The sequence below is a fragment of the Pseudomonas sp. TH34 genome (assembly GCF_016650865.1).
GTDB classification, from domain to species: Bacteria; Pseudomonadota; Gammaproteobacteria; order Pseudomonadales; family Pseudomonadaceae; genus Aquipseudomonas; species Aquipseudomonas yamanorum.
Genome location: NZ_JAEKFB010000031.1, coordinates 1 through 20583, shown reverse-complemented (window position 1 = coordinate 20583; position 20583 = coordinate 1). Strand labels below are relative to the sequence as shown.

Genomic DNA, 20583 nt, shown 5'->3' with positions numbered 1-20583 from the left:
GAGCTTTAGCGAGGCTGCGATGGCATCACCTCGGTGTACCTGAAGCACCGAGGTGCCCGCATCGCAGGCAAGCCAGCTCCCACACTGGATTTTTGTAGCGGCTGGAGACTTAGTTCTGCGGCCGCTGCTTGGTCGAATCCAGCTCGGCCTTTTTACCAGTGCTGATCTCGGTGATCAGCGCCGACTTGGCGATTGCAAAGTCAAAGGTGTCCTGCATCTTGGCGATCGCATCAGTCGCTGTGCCGTTCAGGCCACCGTTGGCCGCCCAGTCGAAGTTCCACACCCCGGACAGGTTATCGGCACCCACCACGTCATGGGTTTCAATGGCGGTGAACACGTCGGGATGGCGTTCCATGTACTGGGCAGCAGCGCTCACATCGGCGGGCACCTTGCCCGAGGCATTGCTGGCCAGTTGCGAAAGCTCTTGCTTGGTAATCGCCGATTTGCCCGACTGGCGCATGTAATCGGCGATCACCTTGCTCGACTTGGAAATATTCAACTTGTCGTCGAATACCGACGTCGAGGCTTTTTGAGTGGTCGGTCCGCCACCGGCGGGTGTTACGGTAGTAGACATCGGCGCTGCTCCCTCAATGGATTGGATGACATCGAAGCCGACGTTAGCATGGGCAATTGGCCATTTATCGCCGGCTTCACAACAATTCGCAGCGGCCGGAAAATTTCACAGCGTTTCGCACAGGGAAGGGAGGGTGTTCAGGACGAATCAAGGGCAAAGCCGGTTTGCCGGTTTTTTCATCAGCCGCAATTTTTCACTTTTATGGCTGGGCCAGGCGCTCTCGTCCTTCGGCGAGTTCGTGCTGGAGAGCACGATCATCGTCTGGCTGGTGACCGATCTGTTCCGCGACAGCGCCTTTCTACCCAGCGCCGTAGGCCTGGCGGTGGCGGCCTCGGCGATCCCGCGGGTGCTGGTGGCGCCATTGGCGGGTGCCTGGGTCGACCGCCTGCCTGCGCTCTACGTGATGATCACGGCTGATGCTATCCGGGTGATCAACTTCCTGATCTTTATCCTGATCTATTCGCTGTCCAGCCTCGATCAGATGCAAGTGTTCGCCGGCGTGCTGTTGTTGCTGGTGATGAACAGCAGCGCCGCGCAGTTCTTCAACCCGTCCCGGCAGGCGGTCATGCAAGTGATCATTCCCGCTGAGCGGCGGGTGGAAGCGTCGGCCAAGACGATGTTTTCCCTCACGGGCATTTCGGTACTTTCCGCTTCCGTGGGCCCGGCGCTGTTTGTGTGGGTGGGGCCGATCTGGGCGTTGCTGATCAATGTGCTGGCGTTCAGCTGTTCAGCGCTATGTATCCTGGCCACTCGAGATTTAGGGGCTGCATTGCCCGCAGAGCGCGCCTCATTCTGGCGTGGACTCTTGGCCGGCCTGCGGTTTTCCTGGGGGCACCCATCGATTCGAACCCTGCTGACCGGCGTGGCGTTATATGGCTTTTCCCTCGGTATCAACAACGTCGTCCTGTCGTTGTATGCCTTCAAAACGTTGGGCCTGAGCCCGCGTGAATATGGCCTGGTACTCGCCGCATTCCCCGTCGGCGGGCTGATGGCGGCCTTTCTCGTTCGGCCGCTGTTGAAGGCCTTGAGCATTCGACGCGCGTTCACCGTGGCGCTGTTGTGCCTGGGGCTGAGCTACCTGGGCTATGCGTTGCATCCGCCGTTTTACCTGGCCTGGGGGCTGATGTTCTGCTGCGGGCTGTGCTTTTCGGTGTTTGCCATGGTGCAGGGGCCTATGCTGCAAGAGGCCGTGCCGGCAGGCTATATGGGCCGAGTCTCCGCGACCGTGACGCCGGTGCTGGCCATTGCCTCGCTGACCGGCACCCTGGTGTGTTCCCAGACGCTCAGCCTCGTGCAAGGCGTGGATGTGTATGGCGGCTACATCGTTATCGCGGCGAGCCTGCTGCTGACGGGAGGTGGATTGATGCTGCTCGGTCAGCGTGCCGGCAAACACCAAGTCGCCCGCTCAAAGTGACTCGCCCGCATCCAGCTTCGCCAGTAGCCGCTGGCCCCGGTTCCACAGCGCGTCCTGCTTTGATTCAGGCATCCGGTCGAGATTCTTGTAGAGCATGGCCATGCGCTGATTACCCCGCAGCAGGTCGCCGTGGCGCATCAGGAAGTGCCAGTAAAGCGCATTGAACGGGCAGGCATTGTCAGCGGTACTTTCAGTGACTTTGTACGCACAGTCGCGGCAGTAGTCCGACATGCGCTTTATATATTGTCCGCTCGCGCAATAAGGTTTTGAACCCAGGTAGCCGCCATCCGCATGCATGACCATGCCCAGGGTGTTGGGCAGCTCGACCCAGTCGAAAGCGTCCATGTAGATCGCCAGGTACCACTCGCATATCTGGCTGGGCACGATGCCGGCCAGCAGGGCGAAATTGCCGGTGACCATCAGCCGCTGGATGTGATGGGCATAGGCATGTTTCAGGCTCTGGCCGATCGCCTGGCGCATGCAGTTCATTTGCGTCTCGCCCGTCCAGTAGAACTCCGGCAGCGGGCGGCTGTTGCCGAATGCATTGCCGGCGGCATAGTCAGGCATCTTCAGCCAGTACACGCCGCGTACGTATTCACGCCAGCCAATCAGTTGGCGGATAAACCCTTCGGCGGCATTCAGCCCGATGCCGCCCGACCAATAGGCTGCCTCCACGTCGCTGCACAGTTGGCGCAGGTCCAGCAGGCCGATGTTCAGCGCCGCACTGATACGGGCATGAAACAGGAAGGGCTCGTCGCTGGCCATGGCGTCCTGGTAGTCGCCGAACCCGGCCAGGCCGTAATCCAGAAAGTAGTCCCAGAGTGCCTGGGCATCGGTGTGGGTTACCGGGTAATCGAAGGTGTCCAGGTCGCCGTAGTGGCTGCTGAAGTGTTTACGTACCAGCACCAGCACTTCCTGGGTGATGGAGTCCGAGGCAAAGCGCGCCGGGTAGGGCGCTTTGGTTCCCTTGGGCAGCGCCTTGCGGTTGTCCGCATCAAAGTTCCAGGCGCCGCCGACCGGGGTGCCGTCACCGTTGAGCAATAGGCCGCTCTTGCGGCGCATCTCCCGGTAGAAGAACTCCATGCGCAGCTGTTTTTTGCCGCTGGCCCAAGCGGCGAATTCGTCACGGCTGAACAAAAAGCGGCTGTCGGCATGCCACTGGATCGGCAAGCCGCAGTCTTTCAGGGATTGTTCCAGGCGCCAGTCGCCGCATTCGGTCAGGTGCAGTTCCTGTGGCTGCATCAGCGATTGCCAGCGCCCTAGCTCGCCGGGTACCGAGCCGGTGTTTTGCGGGTCGTCCAGGGCGACGTACTGCACCCGGATACCACGCTGCTGCAACGCCTGGGCAAAGTGGCGCATGGCGCTGAAGACCAGGGCAATTTTTTGCGGATGGTGGGGCACATGGCTGGCTTCCTCCATCACCTCCACCATCAAGACGGCATCGTGCTGGCTGTCCAGCCCCTCCAAGGAGGCCAGGTCAAAGGACAACTGATCGCCCAGCACCAGGCACAGGTTTCTAACGGCCTTGGTCACCAGGGCGCTTCCAGGGAGAACGGCGTTCGCAGTGCCTCAATGGGCCCTTCACGCCGGCCGCACATTTCATCATGGACGCACTGATGCACCAGGGTGCAGGGAAACGCCCGGACTGACTGCAACACGTCACGCAGGTGATTGACGGAGCGAAAGTGCAGGGGCTTTGCTGCAGCGTCCAGCAACGTGAACTGGCCGTGGTCCAGGCGGACGCGCGCCAGATAGAAACCACCCTCCAGGGAGAGCAGTTCCATTTCACGCACGTCGCCTTGGGTGGCCAGTTGGGTCAGGGTTTGCAGGTTCATGATTCACTCCTTGCCGGTCAGGGTTGCGAAGACTGGCGACGGAAGAACAGCGTCACCTGGCCCACTTCGACCCCCAGCTTGGACATGCTGGAGCGATTGATCAGCGTGTCTTCGTCCATCAGGTACATCCAGTCGTCGAGGCTCACTTCGTAGACGGAGCCGTCAACCGGCAGGCTCAGCACGTAACGCCAGCGCAACGCGTTGCCGGCCACTTCGCCCTTGGCCTCACCGACCACGTCGTCGGCGCGGCCGCGCCAGTGATTCGGGCCATCGGGGGTCAGGGTCCAGGCGCGCCGCTGGCGAGTGCCATCGCTGTAGAGAAAGCGTTCGTCGAGAATCAGGTTTTCACCCTCGCGGCGGCTGGCGATATTCACCTCGAAACGCTTGGCCACTTCACCCGAGCGTTTCTCGAATATGCCCCAGGCCTTGACGGGCTTGCTGAAGAAGCTCACCAGGTCCAGTTGGGGTTGCTGGTCGGCATAGTGTTTTACATCCACGCTGCCACAACTGCTCAGGCCCAGCACCAGGGCCAGCGAAACCAATAGACGGGTCATTGCGGTTCTTCCAGAGAGGGCGTGATACCGCTGATACTTGTACAAAATAATAAAATTGTACAGGAATTTAGAAAGGTACCAGGATGTTACCGGCTACCGGCCTGCCCAGTTATGGGCCGTTCCTTGAACCTTTTGGTAGCACTTTCCTGCGGTATTGCGACGTGCACGGGGCAATGCCACTCACCAACTCCATCTGAATCAATCACTTGAAGCACTACCCGCCAACCTGGCACGCAAACTGCTTTTTTGTACTCGTGGATAATTGGATACAAAAATTCAAAAGGTGCTGCCGATGCAATTCGCTCCCGCTTATGTAGAACGCCAGCCGCTGACCGCCGAGGAGGAGGCCTACACCTTCCTGCTGGACGCGATTTGCAGTGGCCGCTACCGCAAGGGTGACCGGTTGATCGCCGAGGACATCGCCAGCGAGATCGGCATGAGCCGCATGCCGGTGCGCGAAGCCTTCCGCCGCCTCGACGCCCAAGGCCTGGTGACCCTGCGGCCTAACCGTGGGGCGATTGTCAGTGGCCTGGATATCGACGAATTGCACGAAGTCTTCGAGATGCGCAGCGCCCTTGAAGGCCTGGCGGTGCGCGTGGCGGTGGGGCGGATTGGCGAGCGCCAGTTGGCCGCGCTGGAGCGGCAGCTGGACGAGATGGACGACTACCGCGACGACAGTGCCGAGTGGGTCAGCCGCCACCGCGCCTTTCACGAATACCTGTGCAGCCTCAGCGGCCGCCCGCGCCTGATGAAGCAGATCTCGGCGCTGTACTCGCTGGTGGAGGCGCCCATGCGCCTGTGGCTGCAGCACGGCGACAAACCCCTCAGCGCCCGCCAGGAGCATGCGGTGATCCTCGAAGCGATTCGTGCCGGTGACGCCGACCGCGCCGAAGCCGTGGTGCGCGAGCACATCGAAGGCACCGTGCCGGCGCTGATTCAGTTCCTGCAAACGGAAAAATAGAAGCGGGTACAAACCCGCCCGTGTTTTGACTTTGAGTCCTGCCCCCGTTGTTCAACGAACTGGAGTGTCTGGTCATGCATAAACGCCGCGCCTTGCTGGTCGCCGTATCCCTGGGCCTTTGCACACAGTGGGCGATCGCTGCGCCCCAGGTGCCGGAGCGCCTGCAGAAGGTCGACAAACTGGTGTATTGCTCGGGGATGGATTCACCGCCCCTGGTGTCCTTCGATGAAGCGCAGAAACCCCGGGGACTGACCGTCGACCTGGGCCTGGAAATCGCCAAGCGCCTGGGAGGCAAGCAGGTGCAATGGCGGGTGATTCCGTTCTCCGGGCTGGTGCCGGCGCTGCTGGCCCAGCAGTGCGACATGATCGTCGACCAGCTGTTCGACAAGCCCGAGCGGCGGCAAGTGATCGACATCGTCAACTACATGTATTCCAGCCAGTCGGTGGTGGTGCCCAAGGGCAACCCCAAGGGCATCCAGGCGCTGGATGACCTGTCCGGGCACAAGGTCGCGGTGCTCAACGGCTCCACCATCAAGACCCTGCTCGACGCCCAGAACGACAGCCTGGCCAAGGCCGGCAAGCCACCGATGAAACTGGTGGTGTACAACACCGACACCGACGCCTTCCAGGCCCTGCGCATCAACCAGGTGGACGCCTATGGCACCACCGTGGAAACCGCCGGTTACTACGCGGCGATGGCCCCGGAACTGTTCCAGGAAGGCGTACCGGCGTTCAGCCGGATCCTCACCGGCCTGGGCATTCGCAAGGACGATCCGCAGCTCAGCGCCGCCGTGCAGCAAGTGGTCAGCGACATGCGCAGCGACGGCAGCTACGTCCAGTTGTTGAACAAGTGGCATGTCAGCAGCGACACACTCGACTGAGGCAAACCTGCGATGAATTTCAATTGGGATGTGTTCTGGCAGTACCTGCTGCAGCCCAGCGGGGTGTACCTGACCGGGCTCTGGCTGACGTGCCTGATCGCGGTGTCGGCGATGCTGCTGGGCTGTGTGCTGGGGTTGGCGGCGGCGTTGTTGCGGTTGTCGAAGAACCCGCTGCTGCACCTGCCAGTGCGTTTTTATGTGTGGTTGATGCGTGGCACACCGTTGCTGGTGCAGATCGTGTTCCTGTACACGGCGCTGGCGGCGGGGGGGATTTTTCGTTTCGAGGATATCGACCTGTTCGGGCTGGTGGTCCCCGGGAATATCCAGGCGGCGATCATCGCCCTGGGCCTGAATGAAGGCGCCTATATGGCGGAGATCATCCGGGCCGGCATTGGCGCGGTGGACAAGGGCCAATACGAAGCCGGGCGCTCACTGGGCATGGGCTTCGCCAAACTGATGCGGCGCATCGTGCTGCCCCAGGCGTTCCGGGTGATCGTCCCGCCGCTGGGCAACGAGTTCAACGTGATGCTCAAGAACACCACGCTGGTGAGTGTGATCGGCGTGCAGGAGCTGTTGCTCAGCACCCAGATGGTTACCTCGGCGACGTTCCGGGTGTTTGAGTTGTACCTGGTGGTCGCCATCTACTTCCTGTTGTTGACCACGCTCTGGGGCTTTTTCCAGCGCTGGCTGGAGGCGCGTTTCGGCCAGTCGGACCGGCCTTCGTCACCGCCGCCGGCCTCCAGCCGGATGTTCGGTCGCAGCACCCTGAAATTGCTGAGGGGACGCTAACCATGGCGCACAAAAGTGAAGAGTTGATCATCGAGGCCCTGGATGTGCACAAGTCCTTCGGCGAGTTGCAGATCCTCAAGGGGATTTCCCTGCAAGTGCGCCGTGGCGAAGTGGTGGTGCTGATCGGTGCCTCGGGCTCGGGCAAGACCACCTTTATCCGCTGCATCAACCTGCTGGAGGACATCCAGGGCGGACGCATCCGCGTCAACGGTCGGGCGATGGGGTATCGCGAACGTGCCGACGGCAGCCTGGTGCGGGACTCGGAGCGCAACATCGCTCGCCAGCGCCGGGACATCGGCATGGTGTTCCAGCGCTTCAACCTGTTCCCCCATATGACCGCATTGGAAAACATCATCGAGGCGCCGATCCAGGTGCTTGGTGTGTCTCGTGCGGCGGCATTGGAACAAGCCCGTGGCCTGCTGGAGCGGGTGGGCCTGGCGGACAAGGCCGGCCACTACCCGTCGATGCTCTCGGGCGGGCAGCAGCAACGGGTGGCGATCGCCCGGGCGCTGGCGATGAAACCCCAGGCCATGTTGTTCGACGAGCCCACCAGCGCCCTCGACCCGGAAACCGTGGGCGAAGTTTTGCAGGTGATGAAAGAGTTGGCCGAGGAGGGCATGACCATGGTGGTGGTGACCCATGAAATGGGCTTTGCCCGTGAAGTGGCCGACCGCGTGGTGGTGCTCGACCAGGGCGAACTCATCGAACAAGGGCCGCCGGAACAGATTTTCAGCCGTCCCAGCCATCCCCGTACCCGGGCCTTTCTCAGCCGTGTGCTATGACCCTTCCAAGGAAAGTCTCAATGCGCTTATCGAGTGTGTTCGCGGCCCTGTGCTGCGCCGCGATTGTCCCCATGACCCAGGCCGCCGACCCGGTGGTGAAGGTCTATAACTGGTCCGATTACATCGGGCCCGACACCTTGAAGAATTTCGAGAAAGACAGCGCCATCAAGGTCCAGTACGACATCTTCGACACCAACGAGATGCTCGAAGCCAAGCTGCTTTCCGGGCATTCGGGGTATGACGTGGTGGTGCCGTCCAGCCAGTTCCTGTCCAAGCAGATCCGGGCCGGTGCCTACCAGCCGCTGCAACGTTCCCTGCTGGATAACTGGAAGCACCTCGACCCGCGCCTGATGCAACGCCTGGAAGCCGCCGACCCGGGCAACCGTTACGCGGTGCCATACATGTGGGGCACCGTGGGCATCGGCTACAACGAGGAAAAAGTTCGTGCGGTGCTGGGCAAGGACGCGGTACTGGATTCCTGGTCGATGGTGTTCGAACCCGGCAACCTGGCCAAGCTCAAAAGCTGCGGCGTGGCGTTTCTCGATGCGCCGGTGAAGATCATTCCCCAGGTGATGCTCTACCTCGGGCTGGACCCCAACAGCGTCGAGCCCGACGACTACAAGCAAGCCTCGAAACGCCTGATGGAACTGCGGCCTTCGGTGACCTACTTCAACTCGTCGAAATACACCGCCGACCTGGCCAACGGTGATATCTGCGTGGCCATCGGCTATTCCGGTGACGTGATGCAGGCCCGGAACCGCGCCAAGGAAGCGGGCAAGCACCTCGACATCCGCTACCTGATCCCCAAGGAAGGCGTGAACCTGTGGTTCGACATGCTGGCGATCCCCAAAGACGCCGGCAACGTGGCCAACGCCCACGCCCTGATCAACTACCTGCTGCGCCCCGAGGTGATCGCGCCCATCAGCGACTACGTGGGCTACGCCAACCCCAACCAAGACGCGACGGCGCTGATGGACCCCAAAGTCAGCGGCAACCCCGGTATCTATCCCGGTGACGAAGTGATCAGCCACACCTTCGTTTCCGCCGACCTGCCGGAAGCCATCCAGCGCCTGATGACCCGGGAGTGGAACCGGGTCAAATCCGGCCAATGAATCCTTGTTTTGAAGAGCCTTTGCCATGTTGAAATTCTCTGCTCATGAATACCCTTATCCGTCCCAGCGCCAGAGCGTGTTCGCCCGGCGCGGCATGGTCGCGGCTTCCCAGCCTTTGGCTGCCCAGGCTGGTATCGAGATCATGCAAAAAGGCGGCAACGCCATTGATGCCGCCATCGCCACGGCGGCGGCGCTGACGGTGGTCGAACCCACCGGCTGCGGCCTGGGGGGCGACGCTTTTGCGTTGGTCTGGTGCAAGGGCCAGCTGCATGGCCTTAACGGCAACGGGCATGCGCCGGCGGCGGTGTCGATTGAGACGGTGAAGGCCGCCGGCCATGAACAGATGCCGCTGTATGGCTGGACCCCGGTGACGGTGCCGGGCTGCCCGTCGGCATGGGCCGAGTTGTCGCAGCGTTTTGGCAAGCTGCCGTTTGCCGAACTGCTGCAACCGGCCATCAGCTTGGCACGGGACGGGTTTCCGTTGTCGCCGGTGGTTGCCCATCAATGGCAGGTCGCCCTGGACGAGTTCAGCCCCCATCGCGACCCGGTGCTGGAGGCGTGGTTCGAAACGTTCCTGATCGACGGCCGGACGCCACAGGCCGGGGAGGTTTTTCGTAACCCAGCCCAGGCGCGAACCCTTGAAGAACTGGCCGCGACCCGCTGTGAAAGCCTCTATCGCGGCGCCCTGGCCGAGCGCCTGGACGCCCATTCCCGGGCTACCGGTGGCTACTTGCGGGCCACCGATCTCAACGGCTACCGGGCGCAGTGGGTGGAGCCGATCCACATCAATTATCGCGGGGTCGACGTGTGGGAAATCCCGCCGAGCGGGCAGGGGCTGGTGGCGCTGATGGCGCTGAAGATTCTGGAAGGGTTCAGCTTTGATCACCGTGACAGCCAGCAGACCTGGCATCGTCAGCTGGAGGCGATGAAGCTGGCGTACAGCGATGGCTTGCACTACATCACTGACCCGCTGCATATGCGGGTGGCGGTGGCGGATTTGCTCAGTGATGGGTACAGTTCCCGGCGGCGCGAGCAGATAGGGGAGCAGGCCCAGCCACCCAAGCCTGGTGATCCTCACGCCAGTGGCACGGTGTACCTGGCCACCGCCGATGCGGAAGGCAATATGGTTTCGTTTATCCAGAGCAACTATCACGGGTTTGGCTCCGGTGTGGTGTTGCCCGACAGTGGTATTGCGCTGCAGAACCGAGGGCAGGAGTTCAGCCTTGATCCGGGGCATGCCAATTGCCTGATGCCTGGGAAAAAGACGTTCCACACCATCATTCCTGGGTTCCTTACCCGGGATGGCCAGGCTCTCGGACCGTTTGGTGTGATGGGCGGGTATATGCAGCCTCAGGGGCATGTGCAGATGGTGATGAATCTGGTGGATTTCGGTCTTAATCCCCAGGCGGCCCTTGATGCACCGCGTTGGCAGTGGTTGGGGGAGATGAAGGTGGGCATCGAGCAGGGGGCGTCGCGGGATTTGGCCAATGCCCTGGCTCGGCGTGGGCATCAGGTGCAGATTGCCAGTGACCTGACGGACTTCGGGCGTGGGCAGATTATCCTGCGGGATCCAGTCAGTGGAGTGCTGTGTGGTGGGACCGAGCCCCGGGCGGATTCGCATATTGCGGTGTGGTAGGCGACGGTGATCGTTCCCACGCTCTGCGTGGGAATGCCGCCTCGGACGCTCCGCGTCCCGCTGGCACCGCCGGATTGACGCCCCGCGCAAGGGTGACGCGGAGCGTCACGGTATGCATTCCCACGCAGAGTGTGGGAACGATCAATCTGCTTTTCTGTGGGAGCGGGCTTGCTCGCGAAAAACCTGAGAGCGCCGCGTTGAATCAGGATGCCCGCGTTATCGTTAACGACCTTCGTGAGCAAGCCCGCTCCCACATTTGGACCGTTGCGCTGTTCAAAAGTGAGCCGCTGTAAGAGCGGAACCAATCTCAGCCATCACCCAAATAACGGATAGGTGATCGTTCCCACGCTCTGCGTGGGAATGCCGCCTCGGACGCTCCGCGTCCCGCTGGCACCGCTGGATTGACGCCTCGCGCAAGGGTGACGCGGAGCGTCACGGTATGCATTCCCACGCAGAGCGTGGGAACGATCAATCTGCTTTTCTGTGGGAGCGGGCTTGCTCGCGAAAAACCTGAGGGCGCCGCGTTGAATCAGGATGCCAGCGTCATCGTTAACGACCTTCGCGAGCAAGCCCGCTCCCACATTTGGACCGTGGCCGCTTCAGCTTTTGATTTTGCTTTTAACACTCAAGCCGGCCGGCACTCCGCATGCCGGTCAGTAGCGAATCATCACCGACTTGAGCTCGGTGTAGTCCTCGATAAAAGCCCCGCCAAACTCCCGCCCCACCCCCGAAGACTTGTTGCCGCCAAACGGCACCGCCGGGTCGAGCATCGTGTGCATGTTCACCCACACCGTCCCCGCGTTGATCGCCGGCACCATGCGCAGGGCCTTGCTCAAATCGTTGGTCCAGAGGCTGGCGCTCAGGCCGTAAGGCGTGTTGTTCATCAACTCCAGCAGTTCTTCCTCAGTGTCGTAGGGGAAAAACGTCGCGATCGGACCGAAGGTTTCTTCGTTGAGCAGGGTGTCGTTGATCGTGTTGGCGAGAATCACCGTCGGCTCCACGTAGCAACCGGGCCCGTCGATCCGCTTGCCGCCATGGACAATCGTATTGTTCTCGGCCCGCGCCGTGGCGAAAAACCCTTCGAGTTTCTGTTGGTGCTGACGGTTGGTCACCGGGCCGAACTCGGTGCGTTCGTCCAGCGGCGAACCGATGTTCAACTGGCCCAGGCGCTGCGCAAGCTTGTCCATGATCGGCTCGATCTGCGATCGGTGGACGAAGAAGCGTTCAGCGGCCGCGCAGATTTGCCCGGAGTGCAGGAACCCGGCTTCGATGATCCCGTTGACCGCCTTGTCGAGGTCCACATCCCGCAGAAACCCGGCCGAGTTTTTACCGCCCAGTTCCAGGGTCGCCCGGGTCAACCCGGCGCCCATGGCGCTGCGGCCCACCGCGATGCCGGTGGGCACCGAGCCGGTGAACGAAACCTTGTCGGTGTCCGGATGCTCCACCAGCCCTTTGCCCACAAGGCCGCCGCCGGTCAACACGTTCAGCATGCCCGCCGGCAGGCCGGCGTCGATGGCCAGCTCGGCGATGCGCAGGATGGTCAGCGGGGTGAACTCGCTGGGCTTGATGATGATGCTGCAACCGGTCACCAGCGCCGAGGCGAGTTTCCAGATGGCGATCATGGTCGAGAAATTCCACGGCACGATGCCCACCACCACGCCCACCGGTTCCCGCAGGGTGAAGGCGGTGTAGAGCTCACCGGCGAAGGAGGGCAGTGACGGGGTGATGGTCTGGCCGCTGATCTTGGTGGCCCAGCCGGCGTAGTAGCGCAGGAAGTGCGCGGCCTGGTCCACCTCGAACGCCCGGGAAATCTGGATGATCTTGCCCGACTGGCAGGTTTCGATCTGCGCCAGTTCTTCGCGGTGTTGCTCCAGCAGGTCAGCGAGTTTCAGCAGCACATTGCCGCGCATGGCTGGCGCGACCTGGGACCATTGTCGGAAGCCGCGCCGGGACGACTTCACGGCCGCGTCGATATCGGCAAGGTCGGCATCGGCCACGTGGGCGATCACTTCGCCGGTGGCCGGGTTGATCACCTCCAGGGTCTGGCTGGAGTGGCTCTGGACGTAGCCGCCGTCGATAAACAAGGCATGGTTTCGACGGAGGAAGGCCTGGACTTCAGGCAGCAGCGCAATATCGCTCATGGGAATTTCCTGCTCGCAAAAGCCCGAGGTTAACCAGCGCCGCCGGGCCAGGCTTGTCTGTGCCTGCCGGGCGATATGTCTGTGGCTGCCAGGCCTGTGGAAAGTGCAATCTTGGCTGTGGAAGGTACATTTTTCGGGGTGATCGCCGGCTCCATACTGGCCCCACATCCAGCGTCGTTCGTTGCTTTGGAACGCCAGCCGGACATCCAATAATAAGCAGGGCCGTCCATGAAAAAGCCAAACCCGCTCCTCGAAGACCTCAAGGCGATTCTGCCGACCATCGCTGCCAATGCCTTCCAGGCCGAGCAGGACCGCAAGGTTCCCGATGAGAACATTGCGCTGCTCAAGAGCATCGGCATGCACCGTGCCTTTCAACCCAAACCCTTTGGCGGCATGGAAATCTCGCTGCCGCAGTTTGCCGACTGCATCGCCTTGCTGGCCGGCGCCTGTGCCAGCACCGCCTGGGCCATGAGCCTGTTGTGCACCCACAGCCATCAACTGGCGCTGTTTTCCGCGAAGCTGCAGCAGGAAGTCTGGGGCGACAACCCGAACGCCACGGCCAGTAGCAGCATCGCGCCGTTTGGCCGCACTGAAGAGGTTGAAGGGGGTGTGCTGTTCAGCGGTGAAATGGGCTGGAGCAGCGGTTGCGATCACGCCGAGTGGGCGATTGTCGGTTTTCGTCGTAAAAACGCCGAAGGCACTCAGGATTACTGCTTCGCGGTGCTGCCGCGCAGCGATTATCAGATTCGTGATGACTGGTTCGCCGCCGGCATGAAGGGCAGCGGCACCAAGACCCTGATCATCGACAACGCGCGGGTGCCCGAACATCGCATCCAGAAAGCCAAGGACATGATGGAAGGCAAGTCCGCCGGTTTCGGTTTGTACCCTGACAGCAAGATTTTCTACTCGCCGTACCGTCCGTATTTCGCCAGCGGTTTCTCCACCGTCAGCCTGGGGGTGGCCGAGCGCATGCTTGAGGTGTTCCGCGAAAAAACCAAGACCCGCGTACGTGCCTACACCGGCGCGGCGGTGGGGGCTGCGACCCCGGCGTTGATGCGCCTGGCGGAGTCGACGCATCAGGTGGCCGCTGCCCGGGCGTTCCTGGAAAAGACCTGGCAGGAACACGCCGAACACAGCGAACAGCACCGTTACCCGAGCCGCGAGACCCTGGCGTTCTGGCGTACCAACCAGGCGTATGCCACCAAGATGTGCATCCAGGCGGTGGACCGTTTGTTCGAGGCAGCGGGTGGCAATGCGTGGTTTGAGCACAACGAAATGCAGCGCCTGTTCCGCGATTCCCATATGACTGGCGCCCATGCGTACACCGATTACGACGTGTGCGCGCAGATTCTGGGGCGTGAGCTGATGGGGCTTGAGCCTGATCCGAGCATGATTTGAAGCCGACCCGGCCATCACAATAATCAGGACTGCGCGTTGATGCAGTCCGGGAGTCTTGCATGTCTGATAACAGTTTCGACCCACGGGCCTTTCGCCGGGCCCTGGGCAACTTTGCCACCGGTGTCACGGTGGTCACCGCCGCTGATGCCAGCGGGCGCAAAGTGGGTGTCACCGCCAACAGCTTCAACTCGGTGTCCCTGGACCCGCCGCTGGTGTTGTGGAGCATCGACAAGCGCTCCAACAGCCACGAGGTGTTCGAGCAGGCCAGCCATTTTGCGGTCAACGTGCTGGCGGCGGATCAGATTGACCTGTCGAACAATTTTGCCCGGCCCAGGGACGATCGTTTTGCCGAAATCGAATTCGAGCCGGGCGAGGGTGGCTCGCCGGTCTTCGCTGATTGCTCGGCGCGATTTCACTGCGAGAAGTATCAGCAGGTGGACGGTGGTGATCACTGGATCATGATCGGTAAGGTGGTGGCGTTTGATGATTTTGGTCGTGCGCCGTTGCTTTATCACCAGGGGGCGTATGCGCGGATCGAGGAGCGGCAACCGTAGGGTGAACACCTCTCTCGAGGATTGACGCCGCTTGAATGTGGGAGCTGGCTTGCCTGCGATAGCATCACCGCGGTGTCTCTGATGTACCGAGGTGCCTGCATCGCAGGCAAGCCAGCTCCCACATTTGATCTTCATTAGCTCATTGCATCTGCGCTAGAACGGCACCGCCACTGTGACTTGGCTATAGACATTGGTGCCGTTGCCACCCACCTGGTTGCCGCCGTTGCTCTCATCCTTGTTCGGCTTGTACAGGCCCAGCAGCGGCGTGACGATCAGGTGTTCGTTCACCGCCCACTCTGCGTACAGGTCCAGTTCGCGCCCATCGAGGTTGAGCATGCCGCCCTTGCTCAACGTCTTGTAGTCGAAGAACAGCGCGCCGACGGTCACGCTGTCCAGCGGCTTGACCTTCAGCGCCACGTGCTGCACCTCGGTGTTGGTATTGAACGGCCCTGAGTAATTGCCAGCCACTTCGCCCTGCACCCAAGTGCCATAGCCACGGTTGAAGCCCGAGAACATGGCATCCCAGTTTTTCGAATAGCGGCTGTAGCGGTAGGTCAGGTCCGGCGACCACGGCAGCGCGGCGAAGGTATAACCGGCCTCGGTGTACCAGGCTTTTTCCGGGCCAGCGTCCTTGTCCTGCCAGGCGTATTCAAAGGAAAAATGCGCGTTCTCGATCCCGGCATTGCCGGCGCCCCGCAGGCTGTAGAGGTTCATCCCGGCGCGCTGTTTTTGCAGGTCATTGGCATAACGATTATCGACGCTGATCCCATGGATATAGGTCAACCCCACGGTGCCCGGCGCGGCGGTGTAGTCCAGGGTGCCGGCGGCCATTTCGGTGTTGGCCTGGGCGCGGTTGTCGGACTTGATCCACATCACGCTGCCATGCACGCCGTCCTTGCCCCCCAGGCGTAACACGGCGGTTTGATCGAAGGCGTGGCGCGCGGCGATGTAGTACGCGCCGCCCCGGTTGAACTTGCCGTCATCCACGCCCTTGCCCAGGTTCGGGCCGTCGTCGTTGATGATGAAACCGTCGCCGAGCATGATGATCTGGCGGCCGAACGACAGGTCCACCCCATCCTTGCCCAGCGCCGGAAACAGTTCCCCCGAGCGCCAGCCAGCGAAGGCTTCGTCGAACTTGGTGGTGCGCTCGCTGCCGGTGGTCACGCCCGACGCATCACCCTCGCCCCAGGTGCCGGAGCTGACCAGGTTGGCCGTGCCATACAGGCTGCCCAGGGCACCGAAGCGCTGGTCAACGCTCAAGCCATACTTGATGAAACCTTCACGCCAGGTGGAACCGCCGGTAGTGCCGTCATAGTTTTTGCGGCTGTTGAACATGCCGTACACCGCGAGGAAATTGCCGGTGACCTTGGTGTCGTCATCGGCATACAGCTCAAACGCCTGGGCCGATGAGTCGATGACCATCAGCGCGATGCCCAGGCTGATGGCCCTGTACAGGTGACGGGTTTGTTGTGTGTGCTGCATTGTTATAGTCCCCAACAAGGTGAATTGAGGGAGCATTAGGGCGAGCGCCACCGCGCCAAGTCTTTCCCCTGCGTGCCAGGTAATTGACCCTGGTCGCCAGCGGCGGGACAGTGGCAGGCAGCAACAAAACCGGCGGCAGCCAGGAGCAAGACGATCAGCCAGGGCGGGGCGCAGAGTGCCAATACTTCTAAAAATCCGCTTCTTGAGGATCTGCACCATGTCGATCAACGACCGGCTCACCGAACACTTGAAACGCGGCACGGTGGGCTTTCCCACGGCGCTGGCGAGCACCATTGGCCTGATCATGGCCAGCCCGGTGATCCTCACCGCAACCATGGGGTTTGGCATCGGCGGCAGTGCCTTCGCGGTGGCGATGTTGATCGCGGTGGTGATGATGCTGGCCCAGGCGACCACCTTCGCCGAAGCCGCCTCGATCCTGCCCACCACCGGTTCGGTCTACGACTACATCAACTGCGGCATGGGCCGGTTCTTTGCGATCACCGGCACCTTGTCGGCGTACCTGATCGTGCATGTGTTTGCCGGCACCGCCGAGACGATCCTGTCCGGGGTGATGGCGCTGGTGAACTTCGAGCACCTCAACACCCTGGCGGAATCCGCCGGCGGTTCATGGTTGCTCGGGGTGGGCTTCGTGATTGTGTTCGGGGTGCTGAATGCGTTTGGTGTGAGCGCGTTCGGCCGGGCCGAGATCATCTTGACCTTCGGTATGTGGACCACCCTGATGGTATTCGGCGTACTGGGCCTGATCGCAGCCCCGGCGGTGCAGCTGGATGGCTGGTTCGGTGAATCCCTGGTGGGCACCGACCTGATCACCATCCTGTCGCTGGTGGGCATGGCGATGTTCATGTTCGTCGGATGCGAGTTCGTCACGCCGCTGGCACCGGACCTGCGCAACTCGGCCAAGGTGATGCCCAAGGCCATGGTGCTGGGGTTGCTGGGGGTGGCCACCTGCATGTTCATCTACGGCGCCGCCATGAAGCGCCAGGTGGAGAACGTATTGATCGACGCGGCGGGCGGGGTGCACCTGCTGGATACGCCGATGGCGATCCCGAAATTCGCCGAGCAGGTGATGGGCAGCATCGGCCCGATGTGGCTGGGCATCGGCTTCCTGTTTGCCGGGGCTGCGACCATCAACACCCTGATGGCCGGTGTGCCACGGATCCTGTACGGCATGGCGGTCGACGGCGCGTTGCCCAAGGTCTTCACCTACCTGCACCCGCGCTTCAAGACACCGCTGCTGTGCATCCTGGTGGCGATGCTGATTCCGTGCCTGCACGCGCTGTACCTGGGGGGCAACACCGACAACATCATGCACCTGGTATTGGCCGCCGTGTGTGCCTGGAGTTTTGCTTATCTGCTGGTGACGTTGTCGGTGGTAATCCTGCGGATTCGCCGGCCGGATCTGCCTCGCGCCTACCGTTCGCCGTTCTTTCCGCTGCCGCAGATTCTGTCGAGCATCGGCATCCTGCTGGGCATGTGGTTTATCACGCCGCCGGGGATGAACCCTGCTGACATCTACATTCCCTTCGGCGTGATGCTCGGTTGCACGGCGGCGTACGCGCTGTTCTGGACCCTGGTGGTGCAGAAGGTCAATCCATTCAAGCCCGCCTCGGTGGAGGAGGTGTTAGCCAAGGAGTTCGCCCATGAGCCAGGTCAGCCGCACAACGGGTATATCAGCCATGCTGCAAAAACTGTCTGAGCTGTTCAGCGCCCGGCGCGCGCCTGCCGGTTATCGTCCCGGCGTTACGCTGGAACACCTGCGGCGCAACCTTGGCCTCGCCGGTTATGAGGTGTGCGGACCGACGACGGCCCGGGTGGCCCTGGACGAGCTCGGGTTGCAACTGGAGATCGTCGAGCGCACCGAATCGCAACTGTTGATGCACCTGGTCATGACCGAATTCGTACTGCGCCTGCCTGCCTCGCAGCGGGGCACGGCAAGCTTCGAACTGCACCACACCGGGGCCGTTCGACGCACTGGAATCCGCTGTCGGCAGCGCTCGGGAGACAAGGAAGTGTTAGGCGTTCTGCAAGCCGAGTTGCAGGAGGGCAGTGCGTTGTATCGCGCCTTGATGCCGCTGGACTTCAAGCGCCTGCGCATCGACCTGGTGGATCATCAGTGGTGCGTGCGGCTTGAGCATATGGGCGGCAGCGAGGTGGTCAATCGCATGCCGGCGTTCCGGCGCTATATCGCCTTGAGCAGCGATCAACGTGCCTGGCTGCTGGACGCCTTGAGCGGTTTTCAGCGCGCATTACAGGCCCACTGACCGCAGGATCTGGCATCAATAGTGCAACCACCTTGGCAGACACGTACTTGTTGCGCGCATATAGATAACATGTTAACTATTGCCCGACAAAAACAAAAAGCCAAGGTGGAAACTACCATGAGCATGCAACAGATTGGGCAAGACGGGCTGGACCGCTGGACCCGGGATCTGCGCGCGGTTTGCGGTCACTTCGACACAGAACTGGCCTTCAACCGCTCGTTGTTCATCGGTAATATCACCACCTTTTCCCGCGGCGGTTTGCCCCTGGCCAACTTGCGCACCAACGCCGGCCTGATCAAACGCCCCAAAGCCCGCGCCGACCACGATGACGACCAGAACTGTTTCCTCGTCAGCCAGCGCAGCGGCTACTGCCAGATCACCCAAAACGGCCAGAGCGTGCAACTCGCCCCCGGCGAATTACTTTTGATGGACTCGGTGGGCTCCATCGACATCACCCCGTTCGGGCTGATCGAACATGCGTCCCTGTCCTTGTCCCGCGCAGAGGTGTGCAAACAGTTCGGCAACCAGCCCAAGACCTTCGGCAAAATCTCCTCAAGCAAAGCCTGCGGGCGCATGTTGCATGTGCTGATGGACCAACTGTGCAAAGACGCGTTGAACGGCGAAGGCGCGGTCGGCGAGGGGCAGGCGTTGCAATCGGCGTTTGTCTCGCTGCTGGGGTCGGCGTTTGAGCAGGAAGATGATGAGCGGGATGATTGTGGCGGGTTGCAGGGCAGCAATCTGCGCAGCTATGTGCAGAAGGTGATTGATGAGTCGTTAACCCAGCCAGGGTTGAGCCCGGTGGGGTTGGCGAGTCGGTTGAACATCTCGGTAAGGCATTTGTATCGGTTGTTTGAGGAACAGGATGACAGTGTGTGCCGGTATATCCAGCGGGCGCGGTTGAAGCGGAGTGCGGATGATCTGACCAACCCGTTTTTGCGCAGTGAGTCGATTACGTCGATTGCGTATAAGTGGGGGTTTACGGATTCGGCGCACTTTAGTCGGTCATTCAAGAAACAGTTCGAAGTTTCGCCGAAGGATTTTCGGGCTGGGCGGTTGCAGCAGGTGGGGTGAGTGGCGACCGCAAAAGCTTCTTTGACGTAAACAGTTTAACTGTGGGAGCTGGCTTGCCTGCGATGGCGATTTGGTAGGCGCTAAGCATGCTGGGGTTTACCGAATAGGCTGAACTTTCCAACTGGCTGTTCTTCCGTTATTCGAAAGGTGAGACTGTACTAACCGCTTAGTTGAAGTCTTCGTATCTTTCGGCGTTTAACGATGCAAGCCAGGTTTTAAAAAAAGTAATTTGCTCTTGTGGGTCATTTGTCAGGTTTTCCTCTTCGTAATCAAAAATGTGAACTATATCCTCTGGAAGGGCGGGCTTGCTCATCGTCATTTGATAAGCGACAAGCCCAGCGCCCATTTGAGATGCCATTCTGGAAGGCATGACGTTTAATTTTGCGCCTTTGCATAGAAAGGTTAGGTGGGGAAAGTCCGATCTGACTTTTGCGAGGCAAACATATATATCTTTTCCAGAGTAGATTTTTTTGAATTTTTCGGCCTCGGAAAAAGTCAAGATAAGCTTTTCATCATCGTATTTTACAAATGCTTCTTTTTTTTGATTGTTAGTCAGGATGTATATTTTTTTAGTCTTCATTCTATTTTCCTGTTCGGATTTGGAATTGAATAGCCTACGTAGCTTCCGTCTTTCTTCATAGGGGTAACGCCTAAAATGTCCTCTGTGTGTATTCTGTGGTGAATGGCAAATTCCTTTTCTTTTGGATAGGGGGCTTGCATCCCTAATTCTGTATTTAGGTCGTGACCAGCGATACTTCTTAGAGTGTATAGATAACCTGGTTTTGTTTTGTAGCTGGTGGCGAAATTTATCCCTACCGCCTTTATAGGTGATGTACTAATGAAATTACTTGGAGGATCGTCGCTATCAATGGCATGCAAGTATAGGTCTTCACTAGCTCCCTTGCTTTTGAAGCCGTCTTTGAACACTACATCTGGCTTGGTTTTATCTCCGCGAAAAAGATACTCCTCGCTTTCATCTGGTGTCGGTTGTTTGGGTTCTGCTTTGTTGACTGACGCTTCTGCCGAAGGCTCAGCGGCGCCAATGGTTGGCTTACAGCCGTCTCCTCCCGGACAGGTATTCAACCCCAACGGATCCACCCACCCCGTCGGGTTGGGC

Annotated in this window: 19 protein-coding genes and 1 pseudogene; 12 read left to right on the top strand and 8 right to left on the bottom strand. The window is 60.6% G+C overall.

Annotated elements, in window-relative coordinates; translation table 11 throughout:
• Positions 1-109 precede the first annotated feature (109 nt).
• Positions 110-574 carry a hypothetical protein gene (locus tag JFU58_RS23030; protein WP_201142459.1) on the bottom strand — a complete coding sequence of 155 codons (465 nt, stop codon included), beginning with the start codon at positions 572-574 and terminating at the stop codon, positions 110-112.
• Positions 575-707: 133 nt separating this feature from the next.
• Here JFU58_RS23030 and JFU58_RS23025 point away from each other — a divergent pair, with 133 nt between their 5' ends.
• Positions 708-1988 (top strand): MFS transporter, encoded by a 1281-nt coding sequence (locus JFU58_RS23025; RefSeq protein ID WP_201142458.1) that lies wholly within the window; start codon positions 708-710, stop codon positions 1986-1988.
• On the opposite strand, the gene JFU58_RS23020 is transcribed toward JFU58_RS23025, so the two are convergent.
• The 3 genes from JFU58_RS23020 to JFU58_RS23010 are packed head-to-tail and all read right to left on the bottom strand — an operon-like array spanning position 1980 to position 4377.
• Positions 1980-3521 (bottom strand): cryptochrome/photolyase family protein, encoded by a 1542-nt coding sequence (locus JFU58_RS23020; RefSeq protein ID WP_201142457.1) that lies wholly within the window; start codon positions 3519-3521, stop codon positions 1980-1982. The genes JFU58_RS23025 and JFU58_RS23020 overlap by 9 nt on opposite strands.
• Positions 3518-3823 carry a DUF6482 family protein gene (locus tag JFU58_RS23015; protein WP_201142455.1) on the bottom strand — a complete coding sequence of 102 codons (306 nt, stop codon included), beginning with the start codon at positions 3821-3823 and terminating at the stop codon, positions 3518-3520. Before JFU58_RS23015 ends, JFU58_RS23020 begins: the two co-directional genes overlap by 4 nt.
• A 17-nt stretch (positions 3824-3840) precedes the next feature.
• Positions 3841-4377, bottom strand: coding sequence for a DUF3833 domain-containing protein (locus JFU58_RS23010; RefSeq protein ID WP_201142453.1), 537 nt, complete (start codon positions 4375-4377; stop codon positions 3841-3843).
• A 292-nt stretch (positions 4378-4669) separates the two neighbouring features.
• Between JFU58_RS23010 and JFU58_RS23005 the strand changes: the two genes are divergently transcribed.
• The 6 genes from JFU58_RS23005 (at position 4670) to JFU58_RS22980 (ending at position 10538) form a co-directional block, all read left to right on the top strand.
• Positions 4670-5338 carry a GntR family transcriptional regulator gene (locus JFU58_RS23005; RefSeq protein ID WP_177027410.1) on the top strand — a complete coding sequence of 223 codons (669 nt, stop codon included), beginning with the start codon at positions 4670-4672 and terminating at the stop codon, positions 5336-5338.
• A 74-nt stretch (positions 5339-5412) separates the two neighbouring features.
• Positions 5413-6219 (top strand): ABC transporter substrate-binding protein, encoded by an 807-nt coding sequence (locus tag JFU58_RS23000; RefSeq protein WP_177027411.1) that lies wholly within the window; start codon positions 5413-5415, stop codon positions 6217-6219.
• 12 nt (positions 6220-6231) lie between these two features.
• Positions 6232-7008, top strand: coding sequence for an amino acid ABC transporter permease (locus tag JFU58_RS22995; RefSeq protein WP_017478926.1), 777 nt, complete (start codon positions 6232-6234; stop codon positions 7006-7008).
• Positions 7009-7010: 2 nt separating this feature from the next.
• Positions 7011-7790, top strand: coding sequence for an amino acid ABC transporter ATP-binding protein (locus JFU58_RS22990; RefSeq protein ID WP_017478927.1), 780 nt, complete (start codon positions 7011-7013; stop codon positions 7788-7790).
• Positions 7791-7810: 20 nt separating this feature from the next.
• Complete coding sequence (locus tag JFU58_RS22985; protein ID WP_201142451.1) at positions 7811-8902, top strand: polyamine ABC transporter substrate-binding protein; 1092 nt, start codon at positions 7811-7813, stop codon at positions 8900-8902.
• A 25-nt stretch (positions 8903-8927) separates the two neighbouring features.
• Positions 8928-10538 carry a gamma-glutamyltransferase family protein gene (locus JFU58_RS22980; RefSeq protein WP_093198979.1) on the top strand — a complete coding sequence of 537 codons (1611 nt, stop codon included), beginning with the start codon at positions 8928-8930 and terminating at the stop codon, positions 10536-10538.
• 653 nt (positions 10539-11191) lie between these two features.
• On the opposite strand, the gene JFU58_RS22975 is transcribed toward JFU58_RS22980, so the two are convergent.
• Positions 11192-12679 carry an aldehyde dehydrogenase family protein gene (locus tag JFU58_RS22975; RefSeq protein WP_201142450.1) on the bottom strand — a complete coding sequence of 496 codons (1488 nt, stop codon included), beginning with the start codon at positions 12677-12679 and terminating at the stop codon, positions 11192-11194.
• A gap of 228 nt (positions 12680-12907) precedes the next feature.
• Between JFU58_RS22975 and JFU58_RS22970 the strand changes: the two genes are divergently transcribed.
• A complete protein-coding gene (locus tag JFU58_RS22970) occupies positions 12908-14077 on the top strand; it encodes a p-hydroxyphenylacetate 3-hydroxylase oxygenase component (protein ID WP_177027119.1) in 1170 nt (389 codons plus the stop codon).
• Between the two features lie 59 nt (positions 14078-14136).
• Positions 14137-14613: pseudogene (locus JFU58_RS22965) on the top strand (flavin reductase family protein); the annotation flags it as partial.
• Positions 14614-14784: 171 nt separating this feature from the next.
• Here the strand turns inward: JFU58_RS22965 and JFU58_RS22960 are convergent.
• The gene (locus JFU58_RS22960; RefSeq protein ID WP_201142448.1) at positions 14785-16113 is read right to left on the bottom strand and encodes a hypothetical protein; all 1329 of its coding nucleotides are present in this window, start codon (positions 16111-16113) and stop codon (positions 14785-14787) included.
• Positions 16114-16330: 217 nt separating this feature from the next.
• On the opposite strand from JFU58_RS22960, the gene JFU58_RS22955 reads away from it, so the two are divergent.
• The 3 genes from JFU58_RS22955 (at position 16331) to feaR (ending at position 19466) form a co-directional block, all read left to right on the top strand.
• Positions 16331-17830, top strand: coding sequence for an APC family permease (locus JFU58_RS22955; protein ID WP_003219898.1), 1500 nt, complete (start codon positions 16331-16333; stop codon positions 17828-17830).
• Positions 17811-18395, top strand: a complete 585-nt coding sequence (locus JFU58_RS22950; RefSeq protein WP_063031577.1) for a DUF3156 family protein — start codon at positions 17811-17813, stop codon at positions 18393-18395. The genes JFU58_RS22955 and JFU58_RS22950 overlap by 20 nt, the downstream gene beginning before the upstream one ends.
• Before the next feature lie 117 nt (positions 18396-18512).
• Positions 18513-19466 (top strand): transcriptional regulator FeaR, encoded by a 954-nt coding sequence (feaR, locus tag JFU58_RS22945; protein ID WP_093198961.1) that lies wholly within the window; start codon positions 18513-18515, stop codon positions 19464-19466.
• 166 nt (positions 19467-19632) lie between these two features.
• Here feaR and JFU58_RS22940 read toward each other — a convergent pair whose 3' ends face one another.
• Both JFU58_RS22940 and JFU58_RS22935 read right to left on the bottom strand, forming a co-directional pair.
• Complete coding sequence (locus tag JFU58_RS22940) at positions 19633-20046, bottom strand: hypothetical protein (protein ID WP_201142446.1); 414 nt, start codon at positions 20044-20046, stop codon at positions 19633-19635.
• The coding region (locus tag JFU58_RS22935; protein ID WP_446739988.1) for a scabin-related ADP-ribosyltransferase at positions 20043-20583 on the bottom strand (541 nt) is incomplete at its 5' end. The genes JFU58_RS22940 and JFU58_RS22935, both read right to left, overlap by 4 nt.